We start from the raw sequence: 22,770 nt of genomic DNA on the forward strand, positions 1-22,770 counted from the left end.
CCGTTAAGGAAGATGCACCATGGACTAGGGCGTTCTTTTCAATTGATTTGAAAACCAAGGGAACACAACTGTTACATAAAAATATGCCCAATTATGATAGGGGCGAATAAATCATTAGATAGATGAAAAAAGCATTTCTACTTTGTATGACCATAGGGATGATGGCGGGCTGTAATCAAAAAAAAACGCCTAATAATAAAGCTATGGTAAATACGGAACTAGCAGATGATTTTACGAATGACGAAAAACTAAAGGAGCTATATGCGCAATTGAGCGAGAGTTTTGTTGGGCAGTCTAAGAAAGTCATCCAACCGGGCGAGGGTTATTTGGAATATCCATATCTCATCCCTTCCGGATTCTATAAACAAATGTGGGATTGGGACGGTTTTTTTATGGGTAACTATTTTGTCAGTAAGGGAAAACCAGAGTATTTAAAATATTGGGCGCTCAACCTTATCAAGGGAATCGATAAGGAAGGCTATGTTTCCGGTTGTGCGACCACCAAGGGTCCCCGGCCTATTTTTGGAAAATTTGCCATGAAGCCTTTTTTGTCGCAAGGCGTTTACTTATCGTCAAAAGGGTTAAAGGATTTTTCTTGGGCCCAACCTTATTACGGGCAGTTGAAAAAAGTATTGGAGTACCGTGAACGTACCCAACAAGATGAAAAAACAGGACTGTTTTATTGGGATATCGCCATGCAAAGTGGTGCGGACAATAATCCGGCCATGAATTATTTTCAAGAAGACAAGCGGTCTTTTTTGGCTCCCGATGCCAGTACCCTGCAATATAAGGAATACCTGGCACAGGCAGGCATTGCTAAAGCACTCGGCAAAGAAAATGACGCTAAGGTATACGCAGAAAAGGCCGAGGCCTTGAAGAAGGCTATCAATACCTATTTATGGTCGAAGGAAGATCAAATGTATTATACGATCGATCGTGAAACCGGACATTTTTATAAAAGGGTGAGTTATTCTTCCTTTGTGCCCCTTATGGCCGGTATAGCCCCACAAGAGGAGGGAAGGGCCATGATTCAAAACCACTTGTTGGATCCAAAGCAAATGAAGGCCAAGTACGGGTTTAGGTCACTTTCGGCAGAAGACCCCGATTACAATAACAAAAATATAATTGTACCATTTTCCAATTGGCAAGGGCCTGTTTGGCCGATTGCCAACTATATCTATTCGATCGGACTGAAGAAATACGGTTTTGAAAATGAAGTAGCCTGGTTGGGGGAAGCCTTGGGTACCTTGTTGTTGAAGGATATAGAAAAACACGATACAATGCACGAAAACTATAGTGCGGAAACCGGTGAGCCGTTGGCGCCCAGTGATGACCATGTAGATGAAAATGGAAATATAGTCGGCTTTGTAAGCTGGAACCTCTGTACCGAAAATATACTTGATGGCGTAGTCAATGACAATTGGATGTTACTTGATATCGATTAAAGGGAAATTGAATATAACACAGATCGTAATGGGAATAAAAAAGCTAATGATTATGGTTGGCCTTTTAGTATCGCAAGGGCAAATGGCGCAGGAGGGGCAACACTGGACAATTGAAAAACCCGATGAAATACGGTTGGACGCTACCCAGAGTTACAACCATCCGTACGACGACAATATAGAAATGTCGGGGAAAAGGGTTTCGGGTATTATTGGCTATTCCATTAACGAAAAAAGGGAGGTATCGATTTCCAGGGAAATTTTCTTCCCACAGTTACGCACCCTACTGAAGACCAATGATGCCGACTGGAAGGCCTACCGCGCCTACTTGAAAGGGGTCTACACCGACAATATCCTGCCCTCTATCGCTATGGGGAATAGGATCTATGTTCCCGGACGCGTAAAAGAGGTAAGGATCAATGGTATGTTGAAAATCGTACACGAGGCGGTAAACGGCGTTAGCCTTAGCCGTACTTTCTTTCCCTCCATGGGTCAACGATTGTTTGTGGAACAATGGACAATGACCAATACCGGTAGCACTCCGGTCGTGTTACATGGCGGGCAGAAGGAAGTCATGGAGACCCTTGATGGGGCAAAAGGGGTATATACGATTCATGTCGGGTCGAACATCAAGAAGGAAACCACCTTGGCACCGGGCAAGTCGTATACCTTTTCCATTGGAATTTCGGCCACGATGAACGATGAAGCCAAAATCGAGATTTCCGGAAATGAATACTATAATGAGCGCTTGGCCTTTTTAGACCAAATGAAAAATTCATTGGAACTACAAACGCCCGACCCAACATTGAACACCCTATTCGGGTTTTCTAAGATAAGGGCCTCCGAAAGTATTTTTGAGTCTAAACTGGGGCTGGTACATTCCCCGGGAGGGGGGCGCTACTACGTGGGGTTTTGGGCGAATGACCAAGCCGAATATGTAGGGCCGTTTTTTCCGTACTTGGGCTATGATACCGGTAATGACGCCTCATTGAACGTATATCGCCTATTTGCAAAAGAAATCAACGACGCGTATGACAACTTGCCGTATTCCTTTGAAATGGAGGGAGACGCCCCGAAAAGCACCTTGGATCGTGGCGATGCGGCCATGATAGCCTATGGCGCCGCTCAATTTGCCTTGAGTACGGGCGATAAAGAAATAGGCAAAGAACTTTGGCCATTGATAAAATGGTGCTTAGAATACAATAGAAGACAGTTGAACGGTGCAGGAGTAGTGGCATCCGAGTCGGATGAAATGGAAGGGAGGATAGCCACGGGAACGGCCAATTTGTCGACTTCGAGCTTGTATTACGGAGCCTTGGGCCTGGCGGTAAGTCTCGGAAATTCCTTGCACGGAAGTAGTAGTACGACGCGTACGTACGCAAAGCAGGCCAAGGCACTCAAGAAAAATATCGAGGCGTATTTTGGGGCTACTATCGAAGGATTGGAAACCTACCGATATTATGATGGACATACGAAACTAAGACATTGGATATGTTTACCCTTGGTTACGGGCATATACGACCGAAAGGAAGGAACGATCCAGGCCCTGTTTGATAAACTATGGTCGGAAAACGGGGTACATGTCGAAAAGAACGACGAGAACAAGGCTATATCTGAAATATTTTGGGACAGGGGCACCCTATATGCCCTTAGGGGAACTTTTTTGGCAGGGGCCAATGCCCAATCTTTAGAGAAATTGGAGGAGTTTTCAAACAAGCGGTTGTTGGGGAGTCGGGTGCCTTATGTGGTAGAGGCCTATCCCGAAGGGAACATGGCCCAACTATCTGCAGAAAGCGGTCTCTATTGCCGGGTGTTTACCGAGGGGGTTTTTGGAATTGTCCCTACCGGACTAAATAGCTTTAAATGTACGCCACGATTGCCCGCGGAATGGGACCATATGGCCCTAAGGAAAGTAAAGGCCTTTGGTGAAGATTTTGATATTTCAGTAAAAAGGCAAGGAAAACTCTTGAAGGTCTCAGTGGTTAAAACTAACGGAACGGTAATACTGAACAAAACGATTAAGGACGGAAAATCGGTTCAGGTGTTCTTTTAAGGGAGTTGGGTAGATCCGGTAGATGAAAATCGGAGATGAGGTTTGTAATTAAATAAAAACACCATGTTGAAAGTGAAGGCTTTGGCCACTCTGATCGTATTGTCAATGCTTGGTACATCTTTACAGGGCCAAGAAAATGCAGGGAAGCGTTCTGAGCTCGATTTGGCCATTGGGTTTAGATTGGGACTCCTTATGGACCCCCAATTGGAGGCAAGCCTTGAAATGACCCAGCAAAAAATTCTTCAATACGGAGTAAAGGAAGTCCGAATTTATGGAGGAGGAAATGCCATAGCCTATAAATACCTCGACATAGAAGGGTTTCCAAAAATTGAACAAGGGGGAAGCCTAGAAGAAAAGGCCAAATATGAAAGGCGGTTACAATGGTTCAAAGATCATGGTGTCAGAATTACCTTGAGTGGGGGAGAGCCCAGTTTGCCCGGAACGGATTATTACAGCGACGACAAGAACAGTTTTTTTAACCTCTATCCAGAGGCCAGGTATCTTGAAAACGGTCTCTTGTGGAAATTCTATGAGGAAAGGACCTATGCCCTTTTTAAAACATTTCCACAGGTAGATGCCACGGATTATTTTTTATGGGAAACCCCAATATTGGACGACCTTAATTATTTTCCGGGAATCAAATGGCAAAAGCCACTTACTTGGCATAAAGGGGAAAACCAATACTATTCGCAAGCGGATTATTTGACCGAGTTCATGGCCGCCGTGATACGGGGCGCCAACCGTGCGCAAAAGGATTTTTCTATTTTGACCTTCAGTCATTATCCCTACCAAGAAAAATTATTGTTGGAGTCGTTGAAAGAACTTGAACGGAGAAATGAGTCCTTTTTGATGGTGCATAAGTCCCAGTCGGGTGATTGGGACCCGTATAAAGGGCCGAATCGTATAATGATGGAAACGGATACCAGGGCCTCCCTATTGTTTGATGGTGTAGGGGAATATTGGGGGAGGTCTTTTATTCCTTATTGTTTTCCGGAAGAGATACAGGTGAGGGTTCAGCATGCCTTAAGCCACAACAAGGCCATACGTACTTTGGCCATGCGTACCTATTGGGAAAAGGACCAGACCCTGTTCGAAAATTACAATGAAGTAAATCTGTATGCCCTGTCACGCTTTGCGAAAGACCCTTATGTAGATGTAGGGAAAGTGTGGGACGATTGGGCGATGGATAAATTCGGAAAGGAGGCGGCACCAGCTATGGTCAAGGCTCTAAAGCGGACCAACGATATCGCTAACTCCGTGTATTACTTTAAGGGAGTTTGGGTGCAGGAACACAGTAAGATGGCCTCGCTTGATTATATGACGGCCCAAGTGCTTCATACCGGAAAATCAATGGTCAAATGGAATCCTGATGATATAAAGAACAATGCTTTGATCGAGGCATTCGTCTATCACCCAACCGAAGAGATTATAAAAATGGCAATGGCCGAACGTGAAGAGGCCTTGGTGTTATGCCATGAATCGATTTCAGATATAGAATCGGTGAAAAAATTCCTCTCAAAAAAAGAGTATCAAAAGGTAAAGGGGCAATTTTTGCTTATGGAAGACTTTGTGAAACTTAGTATGCCCCATATAGAAGCCTATCTGAGATACATCATCAATAGAGACCGCCCAACGGGGAAAAACCGTAGTGCATTGTCCCGAAGTCTTCGAAAGTTAGAGGGCATAGCGACGCAAATGGATAAAAAATATGGAACGACCAACTATTTGATCTCTAGTGATGCCATCCTAAAATTCGTCGCGGATATCGAAGAACGCATCGAACCTCTACATAAGTAATGTTGCGTATAAAAGGAAAGCAGGTCTGTGTTAAGGGTAAAAGTCGCAACAATCGTTTCTGCCCATAATTTTAAAAACGGGCAAAGGAAAATCCCTTTGCCCGTCTGTAATCCTGTAAAAATTGATTTTTAGTTACTCCACGAGTATCTTTTTTGAAACCTCTCCATCTGGTCCACTAATTTTAACGATATATAGACCGCTCTTGAATTTAGATTTGGATTCTAGGAGCTGAACCGAAGTTTGATCGACAACATTTCTTCTTAAGAATGTTCTACCGTTTAAACCGGTGATTTGGACCTCGCCGCTGAAGGGTTTGCCAAAATCGATTGTCAATGGACCGTTTTTATAGGGATTCGGATAAATGTGTATACCTTTTTCCAGTGCTGTTTCAGTCTCATTTTCATTGAGTTGTGAAGCTCCGCTGTTTATTTCAACAAGGTTAAAATCATCGCAATAGGCTTGCCCGGAAGACCAATACCATATGCGATATGATTCCTGAACATTTCCAGTTCTTATCTCAATCTCGCCTTTGGAGTATGAGGTTGTTTTGAATTCAAAATTGCTTATGAGTTCGTTGTTGGATGCTTTACTAATGCCTAGATAAGCCGATGTTCCGGGTGAGCTGGCCTTTCCGAAAGCCGATACCTTATATGAAGTATTCGCTTTTAATGTTACTATCTGGGCGATGCTCGCGTTGTTCACTGAACCGGCATATTGACCTGTCTTTGTATTGTTACTGACAGCCGAAATAGTCCCTGTACTTGCATCCCAATGGGTCAAATCACCAGTTTCGAACCCTTTGTTTTTTAGTGTGCCGACCTCGCTGGTTGGGGGATTGGTAGTGTTACCTCCTGATTTTTCCCAGACCCGAACGTAATCCACATACATCGATGTAGGTATATCCGATAATTTTTCCCTTGCCTTGGCATCGGTTTCTGGATTTATGGCATTGTTCTTATTGTCGAAAAATTTCACAAATGGTTTTCTGAGTCCCAATGAAAGGGTAACGTTCATGGGGCGATGCCAATATTTATTTGGTTTTCGGGCAACCTCGACACCGTCAACATACCATATGATTTCGTTCTGGTTCACTTCACAACCATAGATATGAAAGTCTTTACTCGGGTCCCATGGGGCTCTCCATTTGTTCAACTGTTCTTGAGGGTACATTTTTGGCCTTCTCCAAACCCCCTCTCCGTTTTCTTTGACAACGGCGTGTAGATTTAAATCCATGTCGTAAATGTCGTCCTGATGGCCTTCATACCAATCGAATTGTTGTAGTTCAACTACATCTATTTCACTGTATACCGTTTCCCCATTGGCTACGGAATAGTCGAAATCACTATAAAGCCAAAACGATGGGCATACGCCTTCACCTATATCCGCTCCTTGGATTTTGGCCTCAAAGTATCCATACGTAAATTTTTGGTACGACTTAAATATCCCAGAGGTGAAATAGGTTCCTCCGTCAGGGGTATTATTGGCGTTATGCCTCATCGTTAGTTCCGCAATTCCGTTGGAAATCTTTACGTTTTTTTGATTGTTCCATTTCCATGCCGATGTATTCGGAAGGTTTCCTGTCTGGATCCATTTTGCCCAGTCGGGGTCATTTTTGTTGAATTCGTCCGAAGCACTCCATTTGATGGTCCACTGATCGTTCGGATTTGAAGTCTTCGTAGGTTGTTGCCCATACACAAGGCCTAGGAAAAAGAGGTAGAAAAGACTTGAAAGTGCAGTTCTACCCATCTTGCCATAAAAATTTGGTTTTTTCATTACTATAATTGTTTTTGTTAGCCGACTAAAGTAGAGGCTATGGTTCAATCTGAGTAACCCAATTTTACCATTTTGTAGTATTATCTTAACTAATTTTAGTAATTTCCTATAATGATTGTAGGAAATAACCTTAACTGAATTTTGATATGGAATATGTTTTTATTTAAACGTTCGCGGTCGAACGGCCCTCCTTTATTCTTGTTGGACATCTGTTTTTAATAAAGCTCCATGTCATGGTAAGCCCTGTTTTTTCAACTAATTATAGCCATGATCTTCCTTTGTCACTTATTGTGTTTTATAAATCATATCTTCAAGTAAACCGCTCTTTTGGAGGCTTTACCTTTCTTCTAAAATTGAATCGGACCCCGTTTTTGATTAAATTTATTACCGAACGTTTGGTAAAATTGAATGTTTGTTATAGATTTGTCCCATGAGACCGCAAAAAATATTGGATAAAGATTTAATGGTGGCCTTGGCCAAGGTGTTTCGGGCCAAAGGTTATGAAGGAACCAGCTTGGCGGAATTAGCTGAAGTAACCGGTTTAAAAAAGGCAAGTCTGTACCATAGGTTCCCAAAGGGGAAGGAAGCCATGGGTAGTTCCGTATTCAATTATATAGGTGACTGGGTCCAAGCGAATGTATTTGCGGCCCTAGCCGATGAAAGTAATACCCCTGAAGTAAGGCTAAAAAAGGGGTTGAAGCATATTGGAACCTTCTACGATGGGGGGCGGGAAAGCTGTATTTTTAGGGCCTTTTCAATGGAAACCGGGTTGCATTTGTTCGAAAAGAATATTGAGTCCGGAATGAATGAGTGGATAAGTGCCTTTACGAAAATCGGAGTTGCTTTAAAACAGAGTCCCGAATCGGCCAAAGCGAATGCGGTACAAACATTGATCGAAATTCAGGGGAGCCTTATCGTAACCAAAGGATTAAACGATACCGATGTCTTTGAAAAAACCTTACAAAACATAGAGAATAGGTATTTGAACAAATAAAAAATTTTATTCTATTTAATTACCGAACGTTCGGTAAAATTCGTATTTCTGTTATAGTAAAAGGAAAGACGGTAAAAATGTAAGCAGCGATGAAGAAAACCGTTCCGATTTATATGCTTTTCTGATGTCAAATGACAAAAACGGGGGCGGCCCATTCAATTATATAAACATAAAACATATCTAAAATGCAAAACACGAAATACAGAAAAACAGTGGTCGAGGGTGTTAACATAGCTTATCGCGAAGCCGGAAATCTTGATAATCCGACCCTGGTATTGTTACACGGATTTCCTTCATCCTCCCATCAATATAGAAAGGTCTTGAACCAATTATCGGACGACTACCATTTAATTGCGCCCGATTATCCGGGATTTGGTAATAGTGATTTTCCTTCGCCCGACGCATATGACTATACTTTTGATCATATAGCCTTGACCATTAACGGGTTTCTAGAGCAAAAGGGAATACATTCTTACGCCCTTATGATACAAGATTACGGTGCACCGGTAGGTTTTAGGATAGCCACGGCCCATCCGGAAAGGGTTACGGCTATTATTAATCAAAATGGCAACGCCTATGAAGCTGGGTTGGGCAAGGCCTGGGCCAGTACAAGGGCATTATGGGAAAACAGGAACGAGGAAACGGAAAAGGCCTTGTCCGCCGTATTTTCCTTGGAAGGCCTTGAGTGGCAATATACCCATGGTACCAGAAATCCGGAAAATGTTAACCCCGATACCTGGCATTTAGATTATTTGAGGCTATCACGGCCCAATGCACATAAGGTAAATCTTGACCTGTTCTATGATTATCGAAACAATGTAAAATTATACCCTGAATGGCAGAAATATCTAAGGGATAATCAACCTCCCCTTTTGATCGTTTGGGGTAAAAACGATAAATTTTTCCCAGAAAGCGGGGCGGAGGCGTTTAAAAAAGATGTCAAGAATATAGATTACCATATCTTCGATACGGGACACTTTGCCCTTGAGGAAGACGGAGACGAAATCATTGAAAAGATCAGGGGTTTTATGAAGGAAGTTATGGTGTGAAGTCCTGTTTGAACATATTAAGTCAAACAAAAAGCGCAAGTGATAAAGACTTGCGCTCTTTTTTTAACTGTTTTATTTGCTTCGCACCATATTTCTAGAGCTCGGTTCTTGATTTGAAATCATTCCCCTTGTTCGAGGGTCCACATTTTTTCGGCATAGCGTTTCCCCAATTCCCTTACCCCATCGGAGTCAAAGTGTACATGGTCTTCCCTTACGGTACAGCCTTTGGAGGAAACGATATGGGCCGTAGGTATGGTTTGGGGCAAAATATTTATGATCTTGTTCATACTTGCGCAAACACCGCCTTGGTCTTCTCCGACCACCTCACCCGCCAGCAGGGGAACATTTTCAGCCTTCAGCCCTAAATCTTCCAGCATATTCCGGTATACCTTTTTTACGTATTGGGGCCAATTTTTATCATCTTGGTTGGTCTCTCCTTGATGCAATAGGATGCCTTTGATCACACCGGTTTTCTGGGCTTGTTTTGCCATGGTGATTAAGCGTTCGTAGGGATTTCCGCCATAGGCCTTAATCTTGTCGGTAAACCAACTTTCCTTGTAGGTTTCCGTATAATCCCCGTAAATCTCCTTATCAAATAAACGAATGTCACAACCGCCGATAGCAACATTGATTACTCCTACCGAAATACTGTCCGGTAGTTTTTGTATCATGGTGCGCCCAAAATAGTCGGCAGGGGAGAGTCCGGCCCCGCACTGGCTTAAAGGGGGGATTGCGGTATACCAAAAGCCTTTTTGCTTTCCTACCGCTTTACAATCAGTGGAAGGCATTAGCTTGAACCGGCTACTGACAATAAGGTCTTCTGGCTCTATCGATGCGGAACCTTCCATGTTAGATTGGCCAAAACATAGGTAAATATGAAAATTCGGGTCTTGCGTAAACCCCTTTAGGGAGGTAAAAACAAATAGGATGAGTACAAGAGATCTTGTTCTCATTTTTCTTTTATTTTTTAATTGTTTCGATCTTTAAATGCCATTGATTTTGTTTCCATGTACCGAACCTTGTAGGGCAGGCTTCTTAGGCAAATATGAAATACATGAAAAAACAGGCCATTACCAATAGCAATGAAAGAAACCTGTGGTTTTTGTACCACACGACCCCTTTTAGGGCTTTGGTTTCTTCCTTCCATATTTTTAGGGTCCAAGTGTTTTTCAGGACTTTCTCTTGATCGGGTCTTGGTGTCAAGAGGCTGACCAAAACATTTACGGTTACGCTCAAAACCATGATCAAAGGGGCGATCAATAGGAAATGATACGGAACGCTAACGTTCATGGCGTATTTTACGATCATAAGAAGGGCTGCGACTACAATACCCGAAATCAGTCCCCATAGGGCACCAGCAGCGTTGGAACGTTTCCAGAAGAGGCCGAGGAAAAAAGTCCCCACAATTGGAGGGGCCAGATATGAGGCCACCTCTTGGTAATATGAGACCAGGGAATCGAATTTTTGAATGAAGGGGGCCCATAAAATAGCAATGACGAGTACGACTATGGAGGTAATTCGCCCTACCTTGACCAGCTTTTTACTATCTGCTTTTTTATCTATCATGGAATAAAAATCCATGGTGAATAGGGTGGAAACGGAACTAAGGGTGGCGCTTAGGGTCGAGGTCAAGGCCGATATCATTGCGGCAAGGATCAGGCCGATCAAACCGACCGGAAGCAATTTGACGATCAACCGAGGATAAACTTGATCGGTGTTGATCCCGTATTCCGATTTTAAGGTAGATCCATCAATGATCTCTTGCGGGAGATTGTCGACCCCGAACAGGTCTATACCTCTTGCCGCTAAGCCTGGGAGGATAAAAATAAAAATGGTGAAGAGGTACAAAAAGCCCACGAACAATACCCCTTTTCTACCATGGTCTACTGATTTTGCCGATAGCACACGTTGCACCATTACTTGGTTGTTCGCCCAAAAATAGAATCCAAGAATGGGGATACCTACCCACATACCTAGCCAAGGCACGGTGGGGTCATCTAAGGGGCGGGTAAGTTTTAACCAGACACCTTGGTCGAAACGGGTATAGAGTTCTTTCCATCCGCCAATTTCATGAAGGGCGAAGAAGAACAGTATGGCCGAACCTATAATCAGTATAGTAGCCTGGATGATGTCGGCATTTATTGCCGAAGATAGTCCCCCGACAATGGTGTAGCTTCCTGCGATCGCCGCCATGATCAAGATGATATAGAAAAGTTCGACTTCAGGAAAGATCAGTTTTATGATCAAAGCCCCCGTATATAAAGTGGCGGCGGCATCTAAAAATACATTTCCGAAAATCGTAATGAAGGAAAAATAATAGCGCGATCGTTTATCAAACCGTTTTTCCAGAAATTCGGGCATGGTGAAAATGCCCGATTTGATATAGAAGGGTAAGAAGAAAAGCGAAAAAAAGACCATGACCAAAACAGATATCCAATTGTAATTGAATACCGCTATACCCGAAATAAAACCTTCTCCCGAATGCCCCATTAGGGTAGAACTCGATACACTGGCGGCAAAAAGAGATAGCCCTACCACCGGCCAAGTCATGTTTCTTCCGGCCAAAAAATACGAAGTAGAGTCAGAGCTTTTCCCGTTTCTCAAAGCCCACCATATAATACCGACAATAAAAAGTATTAGAATGATTATATCAATTGCACTAATATTTATCATAAATCTCCTTTATCTATTCTTCAAATTTTAGCAATTATAGGGGGCGCTTCAATACGGCCTTGAGGCCCCGACCCAAAGCATTTACCTTATTGAATATACCAGACATCCGGAATCGACAGGGTTACTTCAATTGGGGGCGGAACCTTTGGTCTATTGTTATAGCCTGTATTTTTTCAGGTAGTCAAGTACGTCATCTATTTTACATGTGGCCAACCCGATATATTTGTCGGCGGCGCCATAATATACGTACAATGTATCATCTACGATAACATTTCCTGTTGGAAAAACGCATCCTTGATATGGGCCGTCTATTTCATAGTCATGTTCGGGTTCCATGACAAAATCGGTAGCGCGTGCAATTACCTTGGTAGGGTCGTTCAAATCGAGTAGCGCTAGGCCAACCCTGTAATACCCCTTGCCACCGTTTTCAACGCCATGGTAAATGATCAGCCATCCTTCAGGGGTCTTTAAGGGAGGCGTGGATCCCCCGACTTTTTCTTCCCATGTGCCCTTTCGGCCAGAGATCAGTAAAGTGCTCGGCTCGTTCCATACCATAAGGTCTTCGGAAAAGCGAATCCAGATGGAGGGTTGTTCACAGCCGTATTTTTCCCCGATCCATTGTTTCGGGCGATGTAACATGGCGTACTTACCATTGATTTTTTCAGGAAAAAGAATAACATCACGATCATCTAAATTGGTGTCGGTTATACGTCCGAGGCGCATCCAATCTTTAAAATCCTTGGTGACGGCAAGGCCTGAATTGGCGATGTTTTGCTTCAAAACCGCCGGGGCATCGGCTCCCACATCGGGAAGCAAGATGACATCGTGTTCAAATTTCCAGTATTGACCCGGATAATGAGGTCTATAGGCATAGGTTACGTAGAACTCTTCTCCAAACTTAACTATGCGGGGATCTTCTATACCTCCTTTATCCGGGCCATCTGTACTGGGTTCAAATGCGGGCTCATCGGAGCACCTGTTAAAGTGTATACCATCGGTGCTTTCGGCTCGGCCCATACGTATTAGATGCTGTTCGTCATCTCCTGCAGCTCTATATAACATGGTGAATTTTCCGTTCTCAAACCAGACTCCTGGATTGCAGACGACCAAGTTTTCCCAATAATTCGTTGGATGGGGTTTTAAAATAGGATTGTTCGGGTTTTTCTTTAATTTCATTATATAAAAGTGATTGTATTTTTTTCTGATTCGGTGTATTGAACCGAGTTTGTATATCGATTTTCCCTAGGGCATGTTGGTCAAAACGATGACCGAGCGGGCAGGGATGTTTACCTTGTGTTTACCGTCTAGTGGTATAGACATATCTTGTTCTAGGGGAAGGGCGAATCCGTTAGCGTCTACCTTGGCTTGAAAACTGCCGTCGGGCATGGAAGTGCAGACGTATTGTGAAACCCCATCAAAGGAAAAATTATCTTCCGCCTTGATGCTCAGGTCATCGTATGCTACGAAGTTTGAATTGACGATTGCCAAGGTGTAGGTATCTCCTTTTTTAGCGGCGATAGCGCGTAGGCCTTTTTTGTTGGGAAGTTGTACTTCATAGATATCCGCCCCTTTCGGAAAGTACCGGCACAATAAGGAAACCGGGTAGAAAAAGGGTCTGATTTCCTCATCGGAGGCACCTCCGAAGGCTTCCTCTCCAAGAATGTTCCAAAACCCCCATCTTTTCAGCTTTTTGGCATCCGGGCCAGACCCAGACCCGCTTTTATTGTACATGGCATCGTCTACATCCCATACCAAGGCCCCTGAAAATCCGGCCATCATAGATTGTACCATGGCGTCACTGATGTCGATGGCATAGGTGCCATCGTAGACGGACATATTGCTGTCGTCGGAAGCATAGGGGTCGGCGTTTATCCGCTTTAGGTTTTCGGTCTGTAGGTCGGCATCGGCACCATAAAATTTAATACCGATTTCGCCGAGTACTATTTGTTCCCCCTCAGGTATAGCTCCCTTGTAGGCCTTGAGCATTTCAAGATAACCGCCCTCGGTAACAAAACTCTTGGTAGGGTAGGCATGAATATCGTACAGCCCAAGTTTTTCGTTGAATTTTGATTTGCTCCGTGTGATCCAGCTGACGGCACCGGCATCACCGAAAACGGCAATGTCAGGGCCTGCCAGTTTCACGGACTGATGCAGGCCTTTACTTTCCAATCGGGATTGGAAACCCGATGCCACCTTTTGCCATAGCTCATAATCGGTATTGGTAGAAGACCAATCGCCATTGGGTTCATTGACCATATTGTAATACTTGATACAACTGTACCCTTTGGTGTCGATCAAGTAATCGAGGTAGTTGACCGCATTGTCGAGCCAGGTTTCGTCAACCTGGTTTCTGTCGTCATTTAAATAACTATGGCCCCATTCCCCGAACATTACGGTAATCTGATTGTCGGTGCAGTACTGCATCATCCTGTGAAAGGCGTTGTTGCCCTTTTCCGGTTGAAATGCACCGTCGGTATCGGTATAGTTCCACCCGGAGCTCACCATGATCCTCATAAAGGATGGACGCATAAAATCGATTCGTTCTTTCAGGGTATTCCAATCGGCCTCGTTAAAATCGTCTACGCCTGTAAAGTTTTCAATAAGCTCATAACCGCCCCATTGCGCCCCGTTTCCCACAAAATCGACCGAAAGTGGATTTTGGTTTTTTATCAATAGGGTTTCGCCCGGTTTTTCGGTTGATAAATCTTTGTCTGCCGGGGGGGTATCGGTAGAACTTTCACTTGAGCAGGCCAAGATTAACAGGAGGAACAAATTATATAGAATCATCTTTTTCATCGTTGTTTGATTTGGGTAAAGGGGGGCTGGCCCGACCCCTTCGCCTTATTTATTTTTTTGATAATGCATAGTAATAGTAATGGCAAGCCTCGAGGGTGTATGATGGGTTGTAGTGTGCCCAATTATAGTCCCAAGGCGTGGCGAACATCAATTCGAGTTTGCCGTTTTCCAATTTCAAGGGGTTTGAGCTAGACTCGTTACCGTCTTTGTCAATAAAGGTTACCACATTGGTCTCGAGGTTGTGTTCCCAAATCCCTTCGCCGACCGGTACTTTTCTGAATTTATAGGCAAAATCCTTAGGCTCTCCAGATTCGGTAGCAGAGGTTATAAAAGAGGCGTATTTGCCATCAGGCCCAGCCTTATTGGTAAAGCTTCCAAAAAGATTTCCGTCGTCGGTAACCCCTTCTAGAACAAACTCAAGTTCATTGTCGGTTTCGAAACCGGCTTCGGGTATAACATTGGCCATATCTTCATGCCAATTGCCCCATGCCCAGCTATCGACCCCATCGGTGCCAACAAACCATCCGTAGGTAAGGTTTTGTGAGAGCGACCAAGTGCCTTCGAGGTCGGATTGAAAAGGTTTTAAAATGACTTTCCACTCAAGTTCTTTACCCTCTTTTGATCGAACTGCAATCGATGAGGTCTTTTCAGGATTATCAAAGTTCAGTTTGTCGCCCACCTGGATATCGGTAGAAGCGTCATAGGAAACGGCAATGCTGTTAACGTCTACCGCTTTAAAGTCGAGTCCGTTTGTATTGACCGAAATGGTGATGCTCGCATCATCTTTGGTACGGACGATTTCACTGGGGCCTATTTGGTTTTGCAGCTGAAGGGTTAAAATATTGCGCTCCATATTCCAATCGCCTTCATCGACCTCTTTCATCAGGTCCTTTTCACATGAAAAGAACGAGAAAGCAGTGGCCAACATGAGGATGCTATATGCTAACTTTTTCATTTTTTTGGTTTTTAGATACATCATTATTTTGCATTGGTATTCAGATCGACCTCTCTAAGTGGAATGGCGTAGAAAGCGGCCTGATCTTCGGTTAAACCGGCGGCCTGCGCGGCAGGAACGGTAGTAACTACCTTTGCCGTTCTACGTAGGTCGAACAAATGATGGCCTTCAAAAGCAAGTTCCCAAGTCCTTTCCTGCAAGACGGCCTCCCTGAAGTCTTCCAGTCCCAATCCCGACAAGGGGTCGAGTCCTGCTCGGTTTCTTACCCTGTTAAGCCACAATAGGCCGTCTGAAGTGGGGCCGACGGCCTCTGCATAGGTTAAGGCGATATCGGTAAAACGGATCATGAATGGTCTGGCACTGGTGCGGTCGCCCTTAAAATCGGGGTCAAGGTATTTGATACTGAATATCCCGGGAACGTTGCCATCGTTGACACTACCGATGACGTTTCCTTCCTCATCATAGATGGTACTTCGCATCAGTTCATTGGCACGTTTGTCATTTTCATCGAATGTGGACTTAAAATCGGGGTTTACGCGGTAGACTTCCCATCCATTTGTGGTTTTTACAAAATCACCATCGGCATTTTTGACGAAATAGGCCGAGCCAGGTCCCCATGGCATCCACATTAAGGGGGTAGAGGAAAACTCACCGGGTTGGTTGCCCGAGCGGTCCATACTGATTTGCCAGATATGCTCGGGACCGTCAGGTTTGTTCACATCGTAAATACTTTGTAGGCTTTCGTCAAAACCATATTCACTTTGGTCGTTCAAGACTTTGCCCGACCATTTTGCCGCCTCTTCGTACATGGCATTGGCATCTTTTGACATATCCCTATAGCCTGCGGCATTATAGGCTTTTCCCGATGCAATGGTCAAGTATACTTTTGACAATATGGCCCATGTGGCTACCTTGTCGAACCTACCGGTTCTTCTATTTATGGATAGGTAAGATTCGGCGGTAGTCAGGTCGGAGATAATAAAATCGTATACCTCGTCTAAATTTTGCGCCATCTCGGGATTGGTCTGTGCCTCGGTAGCCACAAGCTCGGTCTGCATGGGAACCCTTCCAAAGGTACGGGCCAGGCTAAAATAACTCCATGCCCGAATGGTGTAGGCCTCACCAAGAATACGTTTTTTGTCGTCTTCGTCAAAGCCTTCATCCTTTACGTTTTGAATGACGCCATTTGCACGGTTGATGGCGATATAGCAGTATTGGAAAAAATTGGACAGGGCCTCGTTGCTATTGGTGGCCTTCCAGTTAACAATGGTTTCCACGCCACCACCTTCGGTAGGTTTTAGATCTGTGGTTTCGGTGGGTAGGTCGCCGACATCTATAATCCCCCGGTTATACTCTATAAAATTAAAGGCGTTATATGCGTACAATAAGGCCGCATCGGCGTCATCTACGGTTTTATAAAAATTTTCATCGGAATAAAACCCGTAAGGTTCTTCTTTTAGGTCACATGAAGTCAATGTGATGACTAAAAATCCAACCAAATATATAAGTGTATTTTTCATTGTTTCTTCAGATTAAAAAGTTAGATCTACACCTAAGGTGAGGTTTCTCAAACGCGGATATCCGCCCCAGTAAATTCCATCCAAACCGACTTCGGGGTCATACCCGTTAAAATTGGAAAAGGTGTAAAGATTGGTGGCATTGATATATAGACGGGCCTTTGTAAAGAAGGAGGTGTCGTCTTTATCGAAATTGTAGCCAAAGGTGAGGTTCTGTATCCTTAAAAACGAACCGTCTTCAACGAACCAATCACTAAGTTTGGTGTCTCTGGTAGCCATTAGTTTAGGATAGTCGTTGTTGGGGTTGTCGTTCGTCCATCGAAAAGGCATTTCATTTGCCTGATCGAATTTTCCGGGATAGAAAACATCATTGCCGTACACCCCGTTGAGGAATATGGAAAGGTCAAACTTCTTATAGGTGAAGTCTAGGCCGAGACTCGCAATTAAATCGGGGTTCGGGTCACCGATTACGGTTCTGTCCTTTTCGTCTATCGTTCCGTCTTTGTTCAGGTCGACATATTTGAATTCACCAGGCTGGGCTAGGTCTCCCGTTAGTCCGGCAGCCAGTCCTTCTTCTTCCGATTGAACGATGCCGTCTGTTTTATAGCCGTAGAACACGTTCAAGGGTTGTCCGATACCATATATGTTGGCAGTGGCCATACCGAAGTCTGAAAAACCTTCGCCCCTGAATTCGAAATCCATTCCGGTATTGGAATCCCTTAATAGGCCTGCTGCCTGGGAATTTCCTAAATCAACAACCTCGTTCTTGTTTACGGATAATACCAAGTTGGAAGAAAAGCTGAAATTTTCGGCGTTGACAATGTTCCCTTCTACGGAAACTTCTACCCCTTTGTTCTTTACCGTTCCATCGTTTACCCAAATACGGGTGTAGCTAGAGGATAGGGGCAAGTACTTTTGACGTAAGAGATCGTTGGTCTCTTTGCTGTAGAAATCCACGGTAGTGCGCAATCTACTGTTGAAGAAAGCCATGTCGAGACCGACATTCAACTGTGCGGTAGATTCCCATTTCAGGTCTTTGTTCGGAATGCCAGACCAATACCTGTAGCGGTAATCGGGGCCGTATTGACCACTGACGTAACCCGGTCCGATAGCGGTTTTCCATTGGCCGTCATCATAGAAATTTTCAATACCATAGCGACTTAAGGTTTGGTAAGGCGAGATGCCTTGGTTACCGGAGATGCCGTAACTGACACGGGCCTTAAGCTCTTGGAATATGCCAAGGTCTTCAATGAATTTTTCTTTATGGGCTTTCCAGCTGATGGCGCCCGAAGGGAAGTATCCCCATTTATTGTTTTCCCCGAACTTTGACGAACCATCGGCGCGCATGGTTGCGGTAAAGAGGTATTTGTCGTTCAGGCCATAGTTCAAACGTCCGTAAAACGAGAGTAATTGCGACTCTTGCTTTCCGTTGCTTATTTTGTTGCTTTCAGGATCACCTGCCGACATATTTTCGTTTTGTAGGGCTTCGTTAACAAAGCCTTCGGCCCTTAAATCGGAAGTTCGTGTTACATTGTTCTGATATGAAGATCCAACCATGACATCAAGCTTGTGCCTTTCGTTGAAAGTGTTGGTGTAGGTGGCAAATGTTTCGGACAAAAGGTCGTGGTTCTGCCAATTTTTAATTTCACCTACCCCGTCATAGAAATAACCTTCCCAAGTATATTCTTTTGGCATGTACCTGTCGGAAGTGCTGTTGCCGTACTTGTAATTTAATTGGGTCTTTACGTTTAAATGGTCGCTAACCGAGTAATCTAATAGATATGATGAAATTATATCCAAGCCTTTTGACTCGTTCAGTACATTTTCGGTATAGGGGAGAGGGTGTCCGAAATCTTCTTCGGAAGTACGGAAGTAATCGCCGTTTTCATCGTAAATCGGCCATAAGGGATTCCTCCAATATTCAAGACCGCTATTGTTCTTGCGTACATCCCTTGATAAAATATTCGATGTGGTAAACTTTAGCCTGTCGTTAAATTGATACGAAACCCCTAGGTTCAATATATACTTTTCATAACCATCTTCTATATATACCCCATCATCGCTCAGATAATTGGCGCCAATATTAAAGGAAGTGGTTTCGTTTGCACCGCGCATGGAAACGGTAGTGCTTGTCAAAATGGGCGAACCCCTAAAGACCACGTCGCCCCAATCGGTATTATGTGGCCAGCTGCCGCTTTCGATCTCGTAGACGGAAGGGTAGTAGACCCCGGCAATGGTTCGGCCCGTATAAACCGGTTCGATACCATCGTTTATACTTCTTTCGTTTGCCAATTGTGCCATTAGCAATGGGTCGTCCCAGCTGATCAGGTTGGTCGTGAAGTCCTTTACCGTGGTCTGATGACGAACCTCTATGGTCGTCTTTCCTGCTTTGGCCCTTTTGGTCGTGATCATGATGACCCCGTTCGCGCCCCTAGACCCGTATATTGCGGCGGCGGAAGCATCTTTTAAGACCTCTACTGAAGCGATATCCGAAGGGTTGATCTGCTTTAGGTTTCCGGCGCCGCCCAAAGGAAAGCCGTCAACCACAACCAAGGGGTCGTTACTGCCATTAAAGGAACTGGCCCCTCTAATACGAATGGTGGCCCCGGCACCGGGGTCTTGGGATGAATTGATGACCTGTAGGCCCGCAACGCGGCCCTGTAACATCTTATCGATCGAGTTAGAAGGTATAGAACTTAATTCTTCAACCTTGACACTGGCCACCGATCCGGTAAGGTCACTTTTCTTTACCGAACCGTAACCGACTACCACGACTTCGTCAAGACCTACCAAGTCTTCCTCTAGGGTGACCTCAATATGGTCTTTTTCGTCAATGGCGACTTGAACCGTTTTAAACCCGATATAGGAGAACGATAGTACGGCCTCTTTCGGCGAAGTTTCTATTTTAATGGAAAACTCACCATCAAAATCCGATACGACCCCGTTTTTTGTTCCGATTTCCAATACGTTGACTCCAGGGAGGGGTGCTCCTGAGATGTCGTTAACCTTTCCGGTAATTGTTTTTTCCTGCCCCAGAATTGCCTGGGAACACATTAACAACAACATGAAAATTTTAACCGCACCGAATGCATTAAGTTTTTTCATAAATCTTTCAGCTTATTTGTTTGTAACAAGGCAAATGTATTATCAATTGATGATTTTTTATTTGCATCAATTGATAATTACAAATACTCTGTTGAATATTTAGCATTTTTTTAGTGTTAAAATCATATTAAATTTAAATTTAAGTGCTGATTTTTATAGATTTATATAAATACAAACAAATGTAGAAGCAATACTTTATTGATTAGAAAAGTATAATTTTGTATTCAAATTAGTACTATACAACCATTAACTATTGAAAAGATGAAGAGAATTGTTCGAGAAATTACTCCTATAAATGATAGTGATCTGTTTATTGTACTCAACCATTACAATGCAAAATTTGATTTTCCGGTTCATTATCATCCCGAATATGAAATCAATCTAGTACTCAATGCTTCAGGGAAAAGAGTAGTCGGGGATTCCATCAAAACATTCGGTCATCCTGATTTGGTATTGATAGGCCCTAATACACCCCATGCATGGACGGGAGAGGAAACCGAGGACGCCCATGTCATTACGATCCAGTTTCAACAAGACTTTCTTTCCGAGAAAACCCTATCTCGAAACATATTCAATCCTATTAACGATATGATGGAAAGGTCGAGGATGGGCATACATTTTTCCGAAGAATTTACCTTGAGTATGGTGGATAGAATAAGTCAATTGACGCAATTTAGGGGATTCGATTCCTTCCTTAATTTTCTGTCCATTCTCTACGATATGTCCACTTCAAGAAACCAAAGCCTTTTGTCTTCACCGAATTATGTGGATATGTACGATACCTCAAAAAGCAAAAAAATAACTTTGGTCAATGAGTATCTATCGAAGAATTTACAGCATCCCATAAAATTCGAAGAAGTAGCCAGCCTGGTGAATATGTCTCCTTCGGCCTTTAGCCATTTTTTCAAAAAAAGGACACAAAGGACTTTTTCGAATTACCTATCCGACTTGAGAATAGGGCATTCCGCTAAATTGCTGATCGAAACCGATAAGAATATTTCGGAGGTATGTTACGAAAGTGGATTTAACAATCTGTCCAATTTCAACCGGGTGTTCAGAAAACAAAAAGGATGTACTCCAAAAGAGTTTAGAATGCAACAAAAGCTAATTACAAAACACTAGAGGTTTCAGGCTTTACTTATGTGGATGAGCTTAGCTCGTATTCAATTTTTCCAAGCGCTTTACCTTGGGGGCGGGCTACCGTTTCAATGAGAGTTTTAGTGGACTTTTACTGTTTGATGTAGGGAAGGGATTTGATATCGGCTATGCCTATGAAAATGCTGTTGAAAGTCCCGTGAGCAGTATTGATGTAGGTACACACGAACTGTTTATGCGAATAAGGATATAATAGAAGCTTATCAAAAATATAGAAACTGGCTTACTCCGGTTCAGGGTTGGCCAGTTTCTTGTTTATAGGGACTATTCCTTTGTCAAAGTTTCGGGTAGGGTTTCTTGTATCAATGTCTTGACCATTGTATCTGTTCTCGATTATGTAGCCGAATGCATCTGCCGTAAAAACCACGACTCAAAACAAAAAGTCAACCCCGTGAACGTATTTCGCGCTTCATAAAGAGGATATACGACAATAGGAAGCACAACAGGGTCAAGGCGAGCAAGCCGGTAAACTGGGGCCAAACCAATAACACGCTCTGTCCTAAGGGCAGGCTGCTGGGGATGGCACCGTGCAATTGCTCCATGGTCAAGGGCCCTAAACTACGTACGGAAGGTACTAGGATGGCAGAGGTTATTTCATCGAACAGTTCGTTGGGCATGATTTGAAGCAAATAGAATTTCAATTTTTCATAAAAATAGATGGCCCTAGGGGAGGCAAATTTCGAGGGTTCGTATCCTTTGATGATCAGATTGGCGATCATCGGATAAAATAAGGTGAAAAACAACCATACGGCTATGCCCAGTAAAGCGGAAGTGGCCGGTTGTCGAAAACGCACCGAAAACAAAATAGAAAGGTTCAGCCAGAAAGATACATATACGATGCTTAGCACCGTGTACACCATAATGCGCATAAATTCTTCGGCGGTAGGTGGTATTCCTATAGCGACCAAACCGGCACCCAACACTAAAAAGCTTAAGGAAAAAAGCATTACGCTGATTACGATGATACCGGCCAAAAATTTGGCGTTGAGTATACTGTCCCTAGGTACGGGTTGGGCCAAAATACGGCTTAAGGTGCCCCTGTTCTGTTCCGAGCTAATGGCGTCGAAGCCCAGACTTATCCCGAACAAGGGGCCAAGGAATCCTACGAACACAAAATAGGGGGGTAGGGTACCGTCCGATTTGGTGAACAAATTCAGGAAAAAGAAATTGTTGTCGCTACTATCGGTAACAAGGGCCTTCATTCCGTCGTTTAAAGTAGAAAATAGGGTACCCAAACAGGCCAATGTAATAAGGGCGAATAGAATTATAAAGCGCCAGTTTCTGATATGGTCGGTTACTTCCTTTTTGACCATCGCCTTAAAAGGACTTAAGGTCAGCGTTCCATCATTACCCAAGGAGCCGTTCTTGAAAATGGGTAGGGAAGTATCGGGGAGTTGTAATTTCGGAATTTTTATAGCGGTCAGTTTTAATTTTGCCGCTTGAAACACGTTATTTTTCATA

15 protein-coding genes and 1 pseudogene are annotated in these 22,770 nt (G+C 43.7%); 7 read left to right on the plus strand and 9 right to left on the minus strand.

Going from position 1 to position 22,770, the window contains the following annotated elements; translation table 11 throughout:
• Positions 1–122 precede the first annotated feature (122 nt).
• From B4Q04_RS15215 to B4Q04_RS15225, 3 genes are all read left to right on the plus strand, one after another.
• Complete coding sequence (locus B4Q04_RS15215) at positions 123–1,445, plus strand: MGH1-like glycoside hydrolase domain-containing protein (protein ID WP_013991625.1); 1,323 nt, start codon at positions 123–125, stop codon at positions 1,443–1,445.
• A gap of 28 nt (positions 1,446–1,473) precedes the next feature.
• Entirely contained in the window at positions 1,474–3,495 is a 2,022-nt protein-coding gene (locus tag B4Q04_RS15220) for a six-hairpin glycosidase-like protein (protein ID WP_088697335.1), read from the plus strand.
• 63 nt (positions 3,496–3,558) lie between these two features.
• Positions 3,559–5,292, plus strand: a complete 1,734-nt coding sequence (locus B4Q04_RS15225; RefSeq protein WP_088697336.1) for a hypothetical protein — start codon at positions 3,559–3,561, stop codon at positions 5,290–5,292.
• A 132-nt stretch (positions 5,293–5,424) separates the two neighbouring features.
• Here B4Q04_RS15225 and B4Q04_RS15230 read toward each other — a convergent pair whose 3' ends face one another.
• Positions 5,425–7,065 (minus strand): family 16 glycosylhydrolase, encoded by a 1,641-nt coding sequence (locus tag B4Q04_RS15230; RefSeq protein WP_088697337.1) that lies wholly within the window; start codon positions 7,063–7,065, stop codon positions 5,425–5,427.
• A gap of 430 nt (positions 7,066–7,495) precedes the next feature.
• Between B4Q04_RS15230 and B4Q04_RS15240 the strand changes: the two genes are divergently transcribed.
• Both B4Q04_RS15240 and B4Q04_RS15245 read left to right on the plus strand, forming a co-directional pair.
• Complete coding sequence (locus tag B4Q04_RS15240; protein WP_013991621.1) at positions 7,496–8,059, plus strand: TetR/AcrR family transcriptional regulator; 564 nt, start codon at positions 7,496–7,498, stop codon at positions 8,057–8,059.
• A 185-nt stretch (positions 8,060–8,244) separates the two neighbouring features.
• Positions 8,245–9,108 carry an alpha/beta fold hydrolase gene (locus B4Q04_RS15245; RefSeq protein ID WP_088697339.1) on the plus strand — a complete coding sequence of 288 codons (864 nt, stop codon included), beginning with the start codon at positions 8,245–8,247 and terminating at the stop codon, positions 9,106–9,108.
• Between the two features lie 119 nt (positions 9,109–9,227).
• Here the strand turns inward: B4Q04_RS15245 and B4Q04_RS15250 are convergent, their stop codons facing one another.
• The 7 genes from B4Q04_RS15250 to B4Q04_RS15280 all read right to left on the minus strand — a co-directional run bounded on the left by B4Q04_RS15250 (position 9,228) and on the right by B4Q04_RS15280 (position 20,154).
• Entirely contained in the window at positions 9,228–10,061 is an 834-nt protein-coding gene (locus tag B4Q04_RS15250) for a sialate O-acetylesterase (RefSeq protein ID WP_088697340.1), read from the minus strand.
• An 82-nt stretch (positions 10,062–10,143) separates the two neighbouring features.
• Positions 10,144–11,781 carry a sodium:solute symporter gene (locus B4Q04_RS15255; RefSeq protein WP_088697341.1) on the minus strand — a complete coding sequence of 546 codons (1,638 nt, stop codon included), beginning with the start codon at positions 11,779–11,781 and terminating at the stop codon, positions 10,144–10,146.
• Positions 11,782–11,937: 156 nt separating this feature from the next.
• Entirely contained in the window at positions 11,938–12,957 is a 1,020-nt protein-coding gene (locus B4Q04_RS15260) for a glycosidase (protein ID WP_013991617.1), read from the minus strand.
• Positions 12,958–13,023: 66 nt separating this feature from the next.
• Positions 13,024–14,577, minus strand: a complete 1,554-nt coding sequence (locus B4Q04_RS15265) for a hypothetical protein (RefSeq protein ID WP_088697342.1) — start codon at positions 14,575–14,577, stop codon at positions 13,024–13,026.
• A gap of 49 nt (positions 14,578–14,626) precedes the next feature.
• Positions 14,627–15,532 (minus strand): hypothetical protein, encoded by a 906-nt coding sequence (locus B4Q04_RS15270; protein ID WP_123772389.1) that lies wholly within the window; start codon positions 15,530–15,532, stop codon positions 14,627–14,629.
• A 23-nt stretch (positions 15,533–15,555) separates the two neighbouring features.
• Positions 15,556–17,052 (minus strand): RagB/SusD family nutrient uptake outer membrane protein, encoded by a 1,497-nt coding sequence (locus B4Q04_RS15275; protein WP_088697343.1) that lies wholly within the window; start codon positions 17,050–17,052, stop codon positions 15,556–15,558.
• 12 nt (positions 17,053–17,064) lie between these two features.
• Complete coding sequence (locus B4Q04_RS15280; protein WP_088697344.1) at positions 17,065–20,154, minus strand: SusC/RagA family TonB-linked outer membrane protein; 3,090 nt, start codon at positions 20,152–20,154, stop codon at positions 17,065–17,067.
• A 261-nt stretch (positions 20,155–20,415) separates the two neighbouring features.
• Here B4Q04_RS15280 and B4Q04_RS15285 point away from each other — a divergent pair, with 261 nt between their 5' ends.
• Both B4Q04_RS15285 and B4Q04_RS23175 read left to right on the plus strand, forming a co-directional pair.
• Positions 20,416–21,276, plus strand: a complete 861-nt coding sequence (locus tag B4Q04_RS15285; RefSeq protein WP_013991612.1) for an AraC family transcriptional regulator — start codon at positions 20,416–20,418, stop codon at positions 21,274–21,276.
• Positions 21,277–21,325: 49 nt separating this feature from the next.
• Positions 21,326–21,502: pseudogene (locus B4Q04_RS23175) on the plus strand (type IX secretion system membrane protein PorP/SprF); the annotation flags it as partial.
• Positions 21,503–21,692: 190 nt separating this feature from the next.
• On the opposite strand, the gene B4Q04_RS15295 reads toward B4Q04_RS23175, so the two are convergent.
• The gene (locus B4Q04_RS15295; protein WP_088697346.1) at positions 21,693–22,769 is read right to left on the minus strand and encodes an ABC transporter permease; all 1,077 of its coding nucleotides are present in this window, start codon (positions 22,767–22,769) and stop codon (positions 21,693–21,695) included.
• Position 22,770: the final 1 nt, after the last annotated feature.

It is taken from the genome of Zobellia sp. OII3, assembly GCF_002211465.1.
In the GTDB taxonomy this organism is placed as follows: Bacteria; Bacteroidota; Bacteroidia; order Flavobacteriales; family Flavobacteriaceae; genus Zobellia; species Zobellia galactanivorans.